Genomic DNA, 14,863 nt, shown 5'->3' with positions numbered 1-14,863 from the left:
CTCAAATTTTGGCTCTAAATGGAAAAAACCTACGGTTTCAGTTTATCCAAGGTGAAATTGTCTCTATTATAACGGATAAATGATTATCACCCTATACCTTTACCCTGCGGAACCTTTAGTTTCATGACTCAATTATCGCTTTGGCTTGCTTGTATCGCTTGTTTGATTGCTGGCACAGCGTATTACCTGCGTCCAGAAAATCGCTCAACCCAGTACATTGGGGCGCTTACGATTGCCCTGCACACACTCTCTCTCACTCAAGTATTACTTAACCGAGATGGTTTTAATTTTTTAACTATTGGGCTATTAATTGCCTTAATTGGTAATAGCCTGCTCTGGTTCAGTAATCGCAACAAAGATTTATCCCTATTGCTAGGTACAGCTTTCCCATTGGGAGCAATAATTATCGCGCTAAATGCAATCGAACCGTGGAATTTAACCCAACTGCATAGCAACTCTTGGGGTACAAGCGCCCACATTCTTATTGCCTCCGTTGCCTACAGCTTATTCACTGCTGCCTGCGGAGTGGGGATTTTACTTTCCATGCAAGAGTACCAACTTAAGCACCACAAACTGAAACAACTACTTAGAGTGCCGCCACTACAAGTATTAGAGCGTTTGATGTTTGAGTTTATTTGGGCGGCTTTCATCTTGTTAACCATTACAATAGCAACGGGCTTCTATTTTATCGAAGACATGTTTGCTCAACACTTGGTTCACAAAACATTTTTCACAATTGCTTCTTGGTTTGTGTTTGCTGGTTTATTACTTGGCAGGCATATAGCGGGTTGGCGAGGGCAGCTGGCGGTAAAACTGACGTTGAGTGGCTTTTTCTTGCTTATGCTAGGCTACTTTGGCAGTCAAATAGCACTACAAATATTACGTCATTAATTGTTAATGTCGTAAAGTATGTTTGACAGTCTGATCTTAAGAACCAATAATCCATTTATCTACATAATTGAGGCGATCCCTTTTTGAACGAAGTACCCTTAGGTGTTCTTGGTGGAATACTTTTTTGTCTAATTTTACTTTCTGCTTTCTTTTCGAGTTCCGAAACAGGGATGTTGTCGATCAACAAATATCGACTAAAACACCTTGTTAAAAACAAGAACCGATCTGCAATCAAAGTAGACTCTCTTTTAGAACGTCCCGATCGACTTATCGGCGTTATCTTAATCGGAAACAACTTTGTTAATATACTTGCTTCTGCTATAGCAACCATCATTGCTGTGCGTCTTTGGGGCGATGCTGGTGTTGCTATTGCGACAGCTGCACTCACGATGGTTGTATTGATTTTTGCAGAAGTGACACCAAAAACATTGGCCGCCATCCACCCAGAAAAAATCGCTTTCCCAGCCTCTTGGGTTCTTGCCATTTTATTAAAAGTTCTTTATCCGCTTGTTTGGCTAGTGAATGGTTTGTCTAATGGACTGTTACGTTTAATCGGCGTACACGCTTCTCAAAAAAACCATGACACACTTGACTCAGAAGAACTAAGAACCGTAGTAAATGAAGCGAGCGGCTTAATTCCAGCTGCCCACCAAGAAATGCTTATATCGATCCTAGACTTGGAAAAAGTCTCTGTCGAAGACATTATGATCCCTCGTAATGAAGTCATAGGCATCGACATTGAAGACTCCATTGAAGAAATCATCGAACAGATTTGCCAAAGTAGACACACTCGCATGCCTGTTTACAATGGTGAGATAAATAAGGTCATTGGTATTCTCCATGCTCGCCATGCGGCGGTCTTTTTACGCGACCCTACTCCATCAAAAGCAGCGCTTTTAAAAGCAACGGTTGAACCTTATTTCATCCCAGAAAGCACATCTTTAAACACCGTATTGCTGAACTTTCAAAAAGACCATCAGCAAATGGGCATCGTGGTTGATGAATATGGTGATGTCCAAGGTATCGCTGCTTTAGAAGACGTACTTGAAGAAATCGTTGGCGAGTTCACTCCGCCAACTCAAGATGAAGAAGAAGAAATCCAAACGCTGGATGATGGCTCTTTTAGAATTGAAGGCTCTACGCACATTCGAGAAATCAATAAAACACTTGAATGGCATCTACCAACAGACGGACCAAAAACACTTAACGGCCTTATCATCGAAACATTAGAATTCATCCCAGAGCACCCAATTAGCTTATGGGTTGGACATTACATGATTGAAATCCAAGAAATCGAAGATAAAGTCGTAAAATACGCCAAGCTTCAGTTGAAACGCTAAGCCCAAGTAAACACGTTAAGGATGTACACATGAGATACTGCCCGCAATGCGGTCACGCCGTTAACATGACCATCCCTGCTGGGGATAATCGACCACGTGCGGTATGTCCAAGTTGCGATTTTATCGATTACGACAACCCTAGGCTAATAACAGGCACCCTTCCGCTTTACGACGGTAAGATTTTATTATGCCGAAGAAACATTGAGCCACGCTTAGGTTTCTGGACGCTGCCCGCGGGCTTCATGGAAAATCAAGAAACCACAAGCGAAGGTGCACTAAGAGAAACATTAGAAGAAAGTGGCTCTGTAGCGACCTGCAAACAAGCATTCAGCATGATCAGCATTCCTAGAATCAATCAAGTTCATCTTTTTTACATTGCAGAACTAGAAAGAGACGACTTTCATGCCACAGAAGAAAGTTCCGAAGTGGCACTGTTTGGGCTAGATGAAATCCCTTGGGACGAACTGGCTTTTAGTAGCGTTACTAAGACCATAGGGTTTTTCATCGAAGACCATAAAAATGGTCAATATGGTTTTCACGAAGACACCATTCATTTCAATACTGTATCTGAATAAAGTGGTAGGCCACCTCTTCATAGGGGTGAGCCAAGAGTAAAGCGGCTAAAACGCTCGCTTTACTGTCATCACCTACCACCATTTCAACACGATATTCATCGACTAACTCTAACTCATCGACTTGACCAAGAAAGGGCGTCGCTCCTTTTATCGGCCTAAACTGCCCCTGCCCTTTTACTTGCCAACAGCAAGAATCGTAGTTTCCCATTGAACCAGCACCAGCCGAAAACACCGCTTGTTTGACAGACTCCAAATGAGACTCAGGTACATAAAACACGAATGAATACATAATATTTCCCAACAATTTCACAAAAACAAGAAATCAGCTTATTAGACTCACCAAAGACTAACTTGCTCCTGACTTTGCGGCAACGTCAAAGCGCTCTGATAATTAGGCGTTAATAAACGAACCTTTTCATCCAATTTTGCCGCTAACGTAGGTGCCGCGATATTATCCGATGAATGCACAAATACACTTGGTGTCAGCCCTTGTGATAACCACTGGGACAGTTTTATCGCCCACTGATCTAGCCATACGTCGTTACGCGGTAAATCCGGGTGACCAATGAAACGCACGACTGGATGTCTCGCCGTCACTACAGGATGACAAGGCACCCTCGGCTTTTTCTTCTGAGCATCAACCAGACTTTCACAATACGCTTCGGTAGAAAAAACAGGCCGAGAATCCATCACCACACGATTGACATGACGATCTGACAAACCGGCTAAAAAGCGCGGCTCTGTTTGTTTTTTATCAAAATAGGCAAGATTACGTACCTCCACAGACAAAGGCGTAGGCAAAGTCCACATATCACACAAAGCCAAAATAGTATCTAAAGCACGCTCATCGCATATTGCTGGAAACTGCAGCATGGTTGGGCCAAGCTTATTCTGTAACGGCTGCAAGGACAGCATAAAAGCCACCCAATCTTGCTGAACATCACGCCAAGGACGCTCTAACAATCGATGAGTAACCGTTTGCGGTGCCTTAAAACTAAACTTAAAGTTCTCATTAACAGACTCATACCAACGCAATAGCTGAGCATCATCCACTTTAGTATAAAAAGTACTGCCAACTTCAACCGTTGAAAACACCTGCGAATACCGACCAATTCGCTCCCCCGTTGCCAGAGAGGCAGGATAAAGCCAATTCACCCAAGCCGGATGCTGCCATTGCGCCATGCCGTAATGAATAGTCATGCGGGTACTTGGCGATACTCAACAGCATCAATAAGATAGTTTTTTTCTCCGCCAGCAAGGCGAATAATTACTTCATCACCTTCTTGCTTCTTGAGCAAAGCCCGCGCAACAGGAGAATCGATACTAATGTAATTAGGATGATGATCCAGTTCATCTGGACCAACAATGCGATACTCTCGAAGATTCCCATCATCATCTTCTAATGTTACCCATGCGCCAAAAAACACACGCTCCTGATCCGCTGGCAAACGATCAACGACCGTGCAAACATCCAAACGTTTTTCGAGATAGCGTACTCGACGGTCGATTTCCCGAAGCTGTTTCTTGCCATAAATATATTCAGCATTTTCCGACCTATCACCTTGGGCTGCGGCCTCACGAACTGTTTCAGTCACAGCCGGACGCTTTTCTTTCCATAAATACTTAAGTTCAGCCAATAAAGCTTGCGCTCCTTCTTGAGTGATATAAGCAGACTTTGGCGGAGATGGGGGTCGATATCGACTCATTAACAGAAGCCTTTTCAATGATAAAAACGAAACACAATAAAAACAAAAAATGCCGCCAATATTTCCTTGGCGGCATTTCATATTTTACAACGATGAGGAGTTAAAGCTATATGTGCTTACGATTCCTGTTTGTGTACATGAACATCCATTTGAGGGTATGGAATACCAACGCCACGCTCATCAAAGGTATATTTAATTTTCTCCAAAAGATCGGCCCGCACTGTCCAGTAATCGCCCGCTACAACCCAAGGACGCAGGAAGAAATTAACCGAACTATCTGCCAATTCGGAAACAGCGATTAAACACTTAGGGTCTTTTAGAATACGTTCGTCAGCATTAACAATGTCTTCCATAATCTGTTTTGCCAAGCGAATGTCCGCATCATAACTAATACCAATAACAAGATCTAAACGACGAGTCGCTTCACGAGAAAAGTTAACAATAGAACCATTCATTACTGAAGAATTCGGCACTATAATGACACGATTGTCTGGCGTTTTAAGATAGGTATGAAATAACTCAATACGATTAACCGTACCCATTTGGCCGCCGGCATCAATAAAGTCACCAGAACGGAATGGACGCAATATAATAATCAACACACCTGATGCAAAGTTAGACAAGGACCCCTGTAATGCAAGACCGACAGCCAAACCAGCCGCACCAAGAATAGCAATAAAAGATGTGGTTTCTACGCCAATTTGCCCCAGCGCCATCAAAGCCACACCAGCAAACATCAAGGCATACAAGATACTCGATGCGAAGCCTGCAACCGCCTGATCAACGGACGCTTTCAGCATTCGCTTTTCACACCATTGAGACACTTTGGAAGCAATAAATTTACCCACAAAGAAAACAACAAGACCAATAACCAAATTAATAACACTATCAGCCAACCAAGGCATCAATTCGGAACCTTGATCAAATAACGCTTCTATCTCATTCATACATGTAAACCCTATGCTCTTCCGTTTTAAAATAAAATCAGACTAAATACTTTGATTTATGCTGCCACTCATCCAACAACATTTCCAGCTGAGAAATACCTTTTTTATTAAAAGTGATACAAACTTGGCCATTAATAAATTGCGACCCTTTAATACCGAACTCTTCAATAAGCAAACACTGCTCTCTTAACTCATCGAGCACATCATCATCTCTAACAGTCATACCGATAAAAGCATGCCACTCATGCTCTGGTAGAACACCTTGAATCGCTTTTTGAAGCAAGGTCACACATTGCTCTTGTGTCAATCTATAATAGGGTACTTTTGATTGATGACGAATAAAAAACAACACAAGTAAAACTAACAACAAAAATAAAAAACTGATAGAAACGAGCAACTGAACTAACATTACTTAAAGTCATAAGCCATCAATGAAGTTCTAGCGCGTTGCAAATGTTCGGCATATTCCACTTCATAACCATCCATTTCAAGACGAAATTTCATTTTTGCAGGCTTAGGCAAATCCCCCCATTGCTCGTGAGTTGGAATATGCAGAGTTTTCTCAGTAATAATATAAAACGCGGAAATATCCTCATGTCCAGATAAATCCTCGCTTAACTGATCCAATAGATTTTTTATTCGAATACTGGCTTCAATCCAGTTTAACTCCTCGGTCCCCACTGTTTTTAACAGAACCCGAATGCTATCGATTCTTTTTTGCCGCTCTTCAAAAAAGCGGTCCTCTCCAGCACGAATTTTTTCTTCTCGTGCTTTATTTAATTTTAGCTGATGGCGAATAAACCAAAGTGAAACGGCAATCACGCCAACACAGCCGAGCAAAACCAACATAAATGCAGTAAAAGACATAATAATTCCAATCAAGCAGAAGTAAATACGTTATAAATCAAGATCAACAAGCGCCAAAAGATCGTCATACAATTGAGGGGTTGATACCAAAAGCCCTTCTCCATTAACCACGTTGGGCCAAGAAGATGCGCTAGATAGATAATACCCAACTTTGGCACCCGCCTCTTCCGCTATTAAAGCCCCAGCAGCCATATCCCAAGGTTTTACGCTTTCAAAATACGCATCTAAACGACCTGCAGCAACCCAGCATAAATCCAAAGCGGCAGAACCATTACGACGAACATCTTGGCAGTGATGCAAAATACGCGACACTCGTTCAATGATAGGCGAAAGTGCCGTTTTTTGATAAGGAAACCCTGTGGCAACCAATGCACTTCTTAGCTCTTGAGCACCCGAAACCGCCAGCGGCTTCCCATTACAAAAAGCCCCCGAACCTTTCACAGCCCAAAAACACTCCTCTAAAAACGGAGCATTCACCACGCCTAAAATTCGCTGATCGCCAATATAAAGGCCAATTGAAACCGCCACATGATGATGCCCATGTGCAAAATTCACCGTTCCATCTATCGGATCAATCACCCAAACCGGAACATCATCACCAATACCGCTAAGATCCAGATGCGGCGAAGACTCTTCTGACAAAATACAGTGCGAAGGATAGCGCTCAAGGATGTGGCTACAAATGTACTGATCAACTGCAATATCCGTCGAAGTAACCAGCTCATGATCCATTTTGTAATCGCGCACGAAGGTTGAATTCTCTCGCGCATCCACTATCATCTGGCCTGCATGTATCGCTAGATTTTTCGCAAAATCCAGCCATTCCTCATAGTTTCCCGACACAAAAGCTCCTTAAATAAGACAAGAGAATCTCACCGACTCTGATAACAGTTATGCCAATCGAGTGTTTAACCAGTGAGAAATACCCTGCACCTGCTCAGGACACACAGAATGAGGCATTTCGTAAGATTGATAAGCGACAGAATAGCCCTTAGACATCAAAAGATCCCTTGCTTGAGTCGCCAACACAGGAGCAACTACTGGATCTTGCGAGCCATGATGGATAAGAATCGGTGTTTGGCCATTAGGACAAGCATCGGCTTCAGGCACTTCATCACCATTAACTAAATAAGTTGATAGCTCAAGAATACCCGCCAACACATGCTTAGTGCGTAAAGCTGTGTGGTATGCGATCACCCCACCCTGTGAAAAACCCGCCAAAACAATTCGATTTGCAGCAATGCCTTTATCAATTTGATCTTGTATTAACCGCTCAACTTGCAGGCATGATTCTTCGATATTTTCCATATCGACTTTACGCTCTAACGTCATCTCATAGATATCATACCAAGCACGCATTTCCATACCACCATTGACTGTAACAGGACGACGTGGAGCATGAGGAAAAACAAAACGCACTTTCAATGTTGGCAATAAAGATAAAGCTGGAACCAAAGACTCGAAATCATGACCATCTGATCCAAGGCCATGCAACCAAATAATAGCGGCATCAGGCTGCTCGTTTGTTTCCACTAAAACAGAGGGCAATAATTCAGTCATTTTCAACACTCCAAAAAAATAGGCTATCGCAATTCGCCATAGCCTATCATATTGACGTTTATCACTCGACACATTGAATCTACTACACTCGCTTTATAAACAAACTTTTGACGTTAAGGCTTAGTGCTCAACTGGGAAGCGCATTTCCATTACTTCCTGTTTTTCATTTAACTTAAATAGCACATCCGCCTTACTTGGCATCACAGCTAACATGTGTCGCGTCAGCCTTTCGTAATATTGCATGAATCGTTTCAACTCTTCTGAAGACATTACTTTCAAATCAATGGTATCTAGTAGGACACCATGAATATCATGAAGATGGTTTTCTAAAACCCGCTCTTGTTTATTACGCCAATGATAGACAACGTTGTAGTCTGGAGCCTGCATCCAAGCCATCAGATCAATTTGTGAAAATAACGACTTATAATCCTCTTTTAAGAGTTGATTCACTTTATTACGCCACAAACCATCGGCATCCATTTCCGCCTCAAGCTCATTCAATGCTTGACCCAAGCCTTCAACCATTGGCGGCGCACCAACACACCAACCTTCAAATAAAACAATATCAACAGGACCCTGAACCTCTTGCCATAAATGAACCGCTTTTCGGTCATCAATCGACTTATCAAAACGAGGAAACTTCATCACCTCCCCATCTTTAAGGTTTTTCAAGCGCTCAAAAAGAGAAAGAGCAAAGTCGACATCATGAGTTCCAGGCACACCTCGTACAGAAAACATTGGGGTTGTTTGATTGGCAAACTTCATCCGATCTTGCCGAGTGCTATATAAGTCGTCCAAGCTGATTACAATACTGTTCAGGTCAAACCCCTTCTTTAATATTCGACTAATAACACTACAAAATGTGGTTTTCCCACACCCTTGAGCACCACCAACACCAACAACTAAAGGCCCTTTCCCAGAATGCGCTTTTTGACTTAGCCAACTAGAAAAAGGGAGATACAATTCATCCATTTGATCAACCAAAGAAGCATCTGCATACAAACAACTCAATGTTTGCTCCACTTCAAAACGCAACCTATGCGACAAAGGGTCAGGCATACTTAAATTTGTATAATCAAACTTACTCTGTTGTTTCAACATAATGAGCACCTCCGAATTATTCATTCTTCAGTATAGTTAGAAGCTGCAAAATTGGTTGGAATTTACATTTTTAAACAAAAGGTAAATTCAACTGATGTGGTTCTGGTGGCGATAATCGATACCCTACACCAATCAAACGAACTGGACGCCGAGAGCGAGAATACGCCTGCTGCAAAAGTTGTGAAAACACCTCATCTGACAATTTAGCCTTAATTGGCTGCTCAATCGTGGTTTGCTTAAAATCGTCAAATTTCACTTTAAGATAATATTTACTTAGCTGTGACTCAAAGTTTCTTCCTGTCATCCGTTTTTTTAAATCTGCAAGCAAAAGAGGCAAAACAGCCTGACAGGCCGGAAGATCAAGTAAGTCTTTTGAAAACGTATGCTCCACAGAAACACTTTTCCTTTCACGAGAAACAGTTACTGGTCGGTCATCAATCCCAAGGGCAAACTGCGATAACCGAAATGCCATACTACCAAAGCTTTTCTGCAAAACCGAAAAGTCCAAAGCCTGCAAATCAGAGCATTTAAAGACTCCCAATGCGGCTAATTTTTCTTGCGCTACGCGACCAATACCAGAAATAAACTTAACAGGGACATTAGAAACAAATTCAAACTGCTTTACTGGTGTAACCACCGTCAAACCATCTGGCTTATCCCAATCACTCGCCACTTTCGCAATAAATTTGTTTGTCGCCACGCCAGCCGATACAGTAATCCCTACTTCTTTGGATATTCGTGAACGAATTTCTTCTGCTATTCGTGTTGCACTACCTTGAAAATCCGTTGTATTCGTCACATCTAAATAAGCTTCATCCAATGACAAAGGCTCAATAACATCGGTAAAATCACGAAAAATGGCGTGCATTTGCTCTGAGGCAATTCGATATTTATTCATATTTCCAGGTATCACTAACAATGCAGGACAAAGTCGCTTAGCGACTGACGTTGGCATAGCAGAACGCACACCAAAAACACGAGCCGCGTAGTTAGCGGTCGACAACACACTTCGACCACTTTCAGGGCCACCAATTGCAATAGGAACATCACGCAGACCAGGGTCGTCGCGCATCTCTATCGCTGCATAAAAGCAATCAGCATCGATATGAATAATCTTACGATTCTGCAATATAACACCCAAAAAGCACTGTATAAAAAAACAGTTTATACCATTTCAAATAGTCCTTCATCTTCTAAAAACATTGTAAAGACACTTCTAGAAAAAACACTCAGACCGTAGAATAATTGAACAAATTTAAAAAAATACACGGAAAGAACAACTTTATTACAAAAAACAAAGAAAAAGTGCTTTTTTAAGCCCCCAAACATGGACGCTGTAGAGCAAAATGGTTTACATTTTGTCCATCGGATTAGGCATATTGAAAAATAAAGCTTTTTTGAACAAACTACGAATAGTTACACCTGAAGCGATTCATCGCTTAGTTGAAAAGCACACCATTTAAATTAGTGGCTACTAGACTCAGGATATTAATGTAAGGACTTCCATACAAGGGCACCACCATGACACTATCACTTCGAATATTTTTTATAGCCATAGGTGCCATCACCCTAGCGGGTTGTCAAAACCTCAGTCAACAAAGCGCCTCTGGCACAACATGTACAACCGTCGCACCTTGTAATGGTAACACTGTAGGCAATGGCTCTTCTTATAGCAACCCACAGAATGGGGCATTGAATGCCAACAACACCATTGCTGTTATTAAGCAAGAACCTATCATTGTGACGGCTACAGGCTATGCCGCAATGATGACAAATAAACGCCTAACCAAATCTCAGGCGCGCATTATGACACTACGCAGCTCTATGCTAGACGCATATCGAAACCTATCAGAGCGTGTTTATGGTTTAAAAATTGATGGTTCAAGCTCCTTGAGTAACATGGTCATGCAAAACGATGAATTAAGAACCTATGTTGATGCCTACCTAGTGGGAGCGAAAGTTGTCTCTCAGCGCGAACACGAAGACGGTACATTCGAAACCGTTGTTGAAATGGCCTTACAAGAAAACTTTCGCCAGTGCTTAAGTTCTTCGAACGTCCAAACAGATCCAAACTGCAGAATTCAACCAGGATACCGCGCTATTAATGTTGAAAACGCCACTCCGACGACCAATTTCTACAGTATTGAATAACAAATGCTCATGTTGAAACGCCTACTGCTCGTCACAATAGTATTTTTATTGCCTATATCTTGCTTTGCAAAAAGCATTGATGCTGTGGGTGAAGCCGTCATATATAACAATGACATCGCTGATGCTCGCTATAGAGCAACGCAGCAAGCGATTAAACAAGCCGTTTTAGAATCGGGCTCAAGGGTCAATATTAAAGACGAATTATACAATGGCGAGCTTGAATCAAATTTAGAAATCCGCAGTTCAGGTTATGTTCAAAAAGCCAGAATCATTTCCGAAGAACAAAACGGTGACTTTCTCACCGTTGTTGCCCGCGTAGACGTTACACCAGACTCACAATGTAGCACCGGTCCAACAAGCTATTACAAGAAAACCGTTGGCGTAACTGGGTTTGAATTACAGGTTCCTCAGCAGGCAAGACTTGGAGAACTCAGCAATATATCCAGAGAACTTCCCAAAGACCTTGCCGATGAAATAAATAAACAAGGCTACCTAAGAGCCTTAACAGCAACCAATATCGCCATCTACCCTGATCTTATAAACGCCCCATCCTCAACCAATTACGATGGCTCACTAACAAATGTTACCCGCATAAGCGAACAGCTAGGCGTGCAATATATTATAAGCGGTGTTATCAGAGATATTGGCGAACTATACCTAAGACGCCCCGACGATAAAAATGCAAAAGACTTACTAGATGAAGAAATAGATAAAGAAAGAAACTTTGTGGTCGATATCTATATCTATGATGGTTTCAGTGGCGCCTTGTTGTTTGAACATAGATACAACGAAATTGGTAACTGGGATGTATCAGACCATGCAAGAATAGGCTTTGGCAGTGCAAAGTTTTGGACAGTACATTATGGCAAGGTAGTCCAACAAGCTCTAAAAGAAAGCGCCTTGGATACCAGCGAACAATTACGCTGCCAACCATTTATTGCTAATATTTTTCGTACCGAAGGCAATAGAATACATATTTCTGCAGGATCGTTGGCAGGAATCAAACAGGGCGATAAATTCAATGTTTATCGTCGCTACGAGGTTTTCAACCAGTTACAATCAGCTCAAACTCAGCTGAATAATGCGAATATCAGTGTTACAATAAAACAGGTTCAGCCTAACTTTTCAGTTGGCGAGCTCGTTGTTGACTCTCACATACTAAACGTGCAACAACAGGATGTCGTGATTGCCTGGTAATTTTATACAACTACGCCTACACACAAATGGCGATTTTTATTTTTTAGGATAAATACAATGAACAACGAACTACTACACCACCTAGAGCAACGCATTAATGACGCTGTTGAAGAAATTGGCTCATTGCGTAAACGAATTTCTGAATTAGAGATGCAAAACTACGAACTCAGTGAAGAAAAAAGTGAAATTCAAAGCACTCTAGATCAAACAAAAGAGCAACAATCAAACTGGGAATCATCTCTTTCCCAAATGCTTAATCGCTTAAACCAAATGGACGACAAACAATGAAATCACTTCTACTTGCAGCTTTAGTTCTAGTAAGTGCACATGCATCTGCAGAAGGTCAAATTGCGAGTTTAGTAAATTTTGAATCCACAGCGGCTCGACCGAACACACCTGATGGAGAAGACAATATAACGTCTATTCTAAATACCACGATGGAATACACCTTGCCTGAAAACATTTCATTCTATGGTGGTTTTTCATTTGTGCTTGGGGAAAAATTTGAAAGCTCCGTCACTGTAGGATCTCGCTTTTATAGCGCCACACCGGCCTTTCAGATATTTCCAGGCATTCCGATGTGGTCCTTCATAGGTGGAGGATTATCATTCCTAGAGGACACGGTATATTATCCTGAAGCAGGCTTTCGTATCGCGACATCTGATGCTTCTCGCTTAGATGTATACATCAAGATACTTAACAGCAGCAACGAGACCTATGACAAACACGTCATGATTGGTGCAGGACTTACCTTCTGAGTAAGATGAAGTTACTACCTCTTTTCGGCGCTAGTTTGCTAATAACAACGATTTACGTCTGGTGGCAAAGCGAAAGCTATATTTCCGTCACGCTACCCAATGAAAATCAGCGAAAAGAAATGATTGGCACAAGCAATACTCCCAGTATTCCGCTGACTCCAATAAAAAATTGAGCCTTGTGTCTTTATGGAACAACTTATTGCCAAACTCGAAGCAAGGATTAACTGGCTAACACAGCAGCTAGAAGATGCGAACGAGGAAATACAAAGATTAAAGGAAAAGAACGATCCTTCCATTGAGTACAGCGCTTCAATGGACCTATTGCAACACATGGCCGATCGCTCAACTGAAGATCAATTGCAGCTCTACATTGAAGACTCTCTTGATCTTTTAAATGACGCATCAGCCCCGGAGCAAGTAATAAAATCAGACGCAGTTGAATATCAACTTAACTTTGACTTATTGCACGAGCATGCTGAAAGCAGCACCACAACCACGACAACAGAACAGATTGATTACATGACCACACAACAACCTGAGCTTAACGGCTTGCAAGAAGACGACAAACTAGTCGATACCGACATTAGCGTACAAGAAGCAAGCGACAGCACGACAGAGGAAGCGACTTTGACGCCGGAACAAAGAAAGCGTCAAAAAAACCAAAAGAATAATCGCCGCCTAATCAAAATGCTTGAAGACCGTTACCCCAAAGCGTTTGACTGGAATCAGCCTAAGCCTCTAAAAGTCGGTATAGACAAAGATATGGTGCTGGACGATGACTTTAACGCTAGCAAACAAAAACGCGCTCTTGCCGCTTACACGCGTTCAGACAGATACAAGAAATGTCTACTGTCTGGCCAGCCACGAATCGATCTAGAAGGCATTGCTGTTAATAACGAGCCAGCCTTGCCTGAATCTATGATTCCAGCAAAAGCCAAAACTGCGACAACTAGCAGACCTACAAAAGAAAGACCTGCTCAACCGAATCGCAACAAAGCAAAACCTCAACCTAAGAATAAAACACACTCAAAACCTAAACCAGCCCAAAAAAGCGCACCTAAGCAAGAAGATATTTATGACAATTTATCTCCTGAAGAGCGCATGAAGGCTAAACTAGAAAAATTACTAAATAAATCTTAAAAAAGTGTTTACATAGTAAAGCGCGATGTATATTATACGTCGCGCTGCTGTGGAGGGGTTCCCGAGTGGCCAAAGGGAGCAGATTGTAAATCTGCCACGAAAGTTTCGGTGGTTCGAATCCACCTCCCTCCACCATTAGCAGCTTCTACTTAAGACTCAACATCTGCACTAAGAATTTCTGACACAACAAATTCAATACTATTTCCTCGTTATCATAGATAACACAACACCTTATTAACAATTTTATCCACAACAGAAATACGCGAATCCTCACAACCTAAACAACCATACTTACAACACGCAAACCCTATACACACACAAAAAAAAAAGTCCACCTCACTTTCTAAAAGCAGCACAAAAGCCCACCTCATAAGCCTTAGCGCACCCCAAGCCACCAATCTAATAAAGCCCACCAACTACAACGCCGACACAAAGAAGCCAGACGAGCCACACAAGGCAGCAACCACTAAGTCATTAACTTATGCACAAACAGCGATAATGGACACTCACGCCTAGTCACACCTGCAAGACAAGGGTAAATAGACGATAGACGATAGACGATAGACGATAGACGATAGACGATAGACGATAGACGATAGACGATAGACGATAGACGATAGACGATAGACG

At 42.0% G+C, this 14,863-nt stretch carries 18 protein-coding genes and 1 tRNA gene; 9 read left to right on the top strand and 10 right to left on the bottom strand.

Features of this window, described 5'->3' with window-relative positions; genetic code table 11:
• Positions 1-123 precede the first annotated feature (123 nt).
• The 3 genes from AC2A4J_RS17920 (at position 124) to AC2A4J_RS17910 (ending at position 2,806) form a co-directional block, all read left to right on the top strand.
• Complete coding sequence (locus tag AC2A4J_RS17920; protein ID WP_484176992.1) at positions 124-891, top strand: cytochrome C assembly family protein; 768 nt, start codon at positions 124-126, stop codon at positions 889-891.
• A gap of 83 nt (positions 892-974) precedes the next feature.
• Entirely contained in the window at positions 975-2,231 is a 1,257-nt protein-coding gene (locus tag AC2A4J_RS17915; RefSeq protein ID WP_484176991.1) for an HlyC/CorC family transporter, read from the top strand.
• Between the two features lie 29 nt (positions 2,232-2,260).
• Positions 2,261-2,806: an NUDIX hydrolase gene (locus AC2A4J_RS17910; RefSeq protein WP_484176990.1), complete on the top strand. Its 546-nt coding sequence runs from the start codon at positions 2,261-2,263 to the stop codon at positions 2,804-2,806.
• Here AC2A4J_RS17910 and AC2A4J_RS17905 read toward each other — a convergent pair.
• From AC2A4J_RS17905 to dinB, 10 genes are all read right to left on the bottom strand, one after another.
• Complete coding sequence (locus tag AC2A4J_RS17905; RefSeq protein WP_484176989.1) at positions 2,787-3,095, bottom strand: YqfO family protein; 309 nt, start codon at positions 3,093-3,095, stop codon at positions 2,787-2,789. The two genes, AC2A4J_RS17910 and AC2A4J_RS17905, sit on opposite strands and share 20 nt — an antisense overlap.
• 47 nt (positions 3,096-3,142) lie before the next feature.
• On the bottom strand, positions 3,143-4,006 hold the full coding sequence (locus tag AC2A4J_RS17900) for a DUF72 domain-containing protein (RefSeq protein WP_484176988.1): 864 nt from the start codon (positions 4,004-4,006) through the stop codon (positions 3,143-3,145).
• Entirely contained in the window at positions 4,003-4,512 is a 510-nt protein-coding gene (gene greB / locus AC2A4J_RS17895) for a transcription elongation factor GreB (protein WP_255827988.1), read from the bottom strand. The genes AC2A4J_RS17900 and greB overlap by 4 nt, the downstream gene beginning before the upstream one ends.
• A gap of 116 nt (positions 4,513-4,628) precedes the next feature.
• Complete coding sequence (locus tag AC2A4J_RS17890; protein WP_484176987.1) at positions 4,629-5,459, bottom strand: mechanosensitive ion channel family protein; 831 nt, start codon at positions 5,457-5,459, stop codon at positions 4,629-4,631.
• A 37-nt stretch (positions 5,460-5,496) separates the two neighbouring features.
• Entirely contained in the window at positions 5,497-5,748 is a 252-nt protein-coding gene (locus tag AC2A4J_RS17885; protein WP_255827986.1) for a hypothetical protein, read from the bottom strand.
• A 119-nt stretch (positions 5,749-5,867) separates the two neighbouring features.
• Positions 5,868-6,326 (bottom strand): DUF2489 domain-containing protein, encoded by a 459-nt coding sequence (locus AC2A4J_RS17880; RefSeq protein ID WP_484176986.1) that lies wholly within the window; start codon positions 6,324-6,326, stop codon positions 5,868-5,870.
• Positions 6,327-6,356: 30 nt separating this feature from the next.
• On the bottom strand, positions 6,357-7,169 hold the full coding sequence (locus AC2A4J_RS17875; protein WP_255827984.1) for an inositol monophosphatase family protein: 813 nt from the start codon (positions 7,167-7,169) through the stop codon (positions 6,357-6,359).
• Positions 7,170-7,217: 48 nt separating this feature from the next.
• On the bottom strand, positions 7,218-7,886 hold the full coding sequence (locus AC2A4J_RS17870; RefSeq protein ID WP_484176985.1) for an alpha/beta hydrolase: 669 nt from the start codon (positions 7,884-7,886) through the stop codon (positions 7,218-7,220).
• 120 nt (positions 7,887-8,006) lie between these two features.
• Positions 8,007-8,987, bottom strand: a complete 981-nt coding sequence (locus AC2A4J_RS17865) for a hypothetical protein (RefSeq protein WP_255827982.1) — start codon at positions 8,985-8,987, stop codon at positions 8,007-8,009.
• Positions 8,988-9,057: 70 nt separating this feature from the next.
• Positions 9,058-10,116 carry a DNA polymerase IV gene (gene dinB, locus AC2A4J_RS17860; RefSeq protein ID WP_484176984.1) on the bottom strand — a complete coding sequence of 353 codons (1,059 nt, stop codon included), beginning with the start codon at positions 10,114-10,116 and terminating at the stop codon, positions 9,058-9,060.
• A gap of 392 nt (positions 10,117-10,508) precedes the next feature.
• Here dinB and AC2A4J_RS17855 point away from each other — a divergent pair, with 392 nt between their 5' ends.
• From AC2A4J_RS17855 to AC2A4J_RS17830, 6 genes are all read left to right on the top strand, one after another.
• On the top strand, positions 10,509-11,138 hold the full coding sequence (locus tag AC2A4J_RS17855) for an LPP20 family lipoprotein (RefSeq protein ID WP_484176983.1): 630 nt from the start codon (positions 10,509-10,511) through the stop codon (positions 11,136-11,138).
• Positions 11,139-11,141: 3 nt separating this feature from the next.
• Positions 11,142-12,335 carry a flagellar assembly protein T N-terminal domain-containing protein gene (locus AC2A4J_RS17850; RefSeq protein ID WP_484176982.1) on the top strand — a complete coding sequence of 398 codons (1,194 nt, stop codon included), beginning with the start codon at positions 11,142-11,144 and terminating at the stop codon, positions 12,333-12,335.
• A gap of 57 nt (positions 12,336-12,392) precedes the next feature.
• Positions 12,393-12,623 (top strand): cell division protein ZapB, encoded by a 231-nt coding sequence (locus AC2A4J_RS17845; RefSeq protein ID WP_484176981.1) that lies wholly within the window; start codon positions 12,393-12,395, stop codon positions 12,621-12,623.
• Positions 12,620-13,093, top strand: coding sequence for a hypothetical protein (locus tag AC2A4J_RS17840; RefSeq protein WP_484176980.1), 474 nt, complete (start codon positions 12,620-12,622; stop codon positions 13,091-13,093). The genes AC2A4J_RS17845 and AC2A4J_RS17840 overlap by 4 nt, the downstream gene beginning before the upstream one ends.
• A gap of 186 nt (positions 13,094-13,279) precedes the next feature.
• Positions 13,280-14,233 (top strand): ProQ/FINO family protein, encoded by a 954-nt coding sequence (locus AC2A4J_RS17835; RefSeq protein WP_484176979.1) that lies wholly within the window; start codon positions 13,280-13,282, stop codon positions 14,231-14,233.
• A 51-nt stretch (positions 14,234-14,284) separates the two neighbouring features.
• Positions 14,285-14,368: transfer RNA gene (locus AC2A4J_RS17830), tRNA-Tyr, on the top strand.
• Positions 14,369-14,863: the final 495 nt, after the last annotated feature.

It is taken from the genome of Marinomonas sp. ATLA20, from assembly GCF_057180105.1.
The sequence above is the reverse complement of the archived record's forward strand: the minus strand, read 5'-3'. Positions and strand labels throughout refer to the sequence as shown.

Bases quoted from the DNA above. Each gene is read 5' to 3' on its own strand.
- AC2A4J_RS17920 (WP_484176992.1), top strand. From the start codon at position 124: ATGACTCAATTATCGCTTTGGCTTGCTTGTATCGCTTGTTTGATTGCT.
- AC2A4J_RS17910 (WP_484176990.1), top strand. From the start codon at position 2,261: ATGAGATACTGCCCGCAATGCGGTCACGCCGTTAACATGACCATCCCT.
- AC2A4J_RS17905 (WP_484176989.1), bottom strand. From the start codon at position 3,095: ATGTATTCATTCGTGTTTTATGTACCTGAGTCTCATTTGGAGTCTGTC.
- AC2A4J_RS17900 (WP_484176988.1), bottom strand. From the start codon at position 4,006: ATGACTATTCATTACGGCATGGCGCAATGGCAGCATCCGGCTTGGGTG.
- greB (WP_255827988.1), bottom strand. From the start codon at position 4,512: ATGAGTCGATATCGACCCCCATCTCCGCCAAAGTCTGCTTATATCACT.
- AC2A4J_RS17890 (WP_484176987.1), bottom strand. From the start codon at position 5,459: ATGAATGAGATAGAAGCGTTATTTGATCAAGGTTCCGAATTGATGCCT.
- AC2A4J_RS17880 (WP_484176986.1), bottom strand. From the start codon at position 6,326: ATGTCTTTTACTGCATTTATGTTGGTTTTGCTCGGCTGTGTTGGCGTG.
- AC2A4J_RS17870 (WP_484176985.1), bottom strand. From the start codon at position 7,886: ATGACTGAATTATTGCCCTCTGTTTTAGTGGAAACAAACGAGCAGCCT.
- AC2A4J_RS17865 (WP_255827982.1), bottom strand. From the start codon at position 8,987: ATGTTGAAACAACAGAGTAAGTTTGATTATACAAATTTAAGTATGCCT.
- AC2A4J_RS17855 (WP_484176983.1), top strand. From the start codon at position 10,509: ATGACACTATCACTTCGAATATTTTTTATAGCCATAGGTGCCATCACC.
- AC2A4J_RS17850 (WP_484176982.1), top strand. From the start codon at position 11,142: ATGCTCATGTTGAAACGCCTACTGCTCGTCACAATAGTATTTTTATTG.
- AC2A4J_RS17845 (WP_484176981.1), top strand. From the start codon at position 12,393: ATGAACAACGAACTACTACACCACCTAGAGCAACGCATTAATGACGCT.
- AC2A4J_RS17840 (WP_484176980.1), top strand. From the start codon at position 12,620: ATGAAATCACTTCTACTTGCAGCTTTAGTTCTAGTAAGTGCACATGCA.
- AC2A4J_RS17835 (WP_484176979.1), top strand. From the start codon at position 13,280: ATGGAACAACTTATTGCCAAACTCGAAGCAAGGATTAACTGGCTAACA.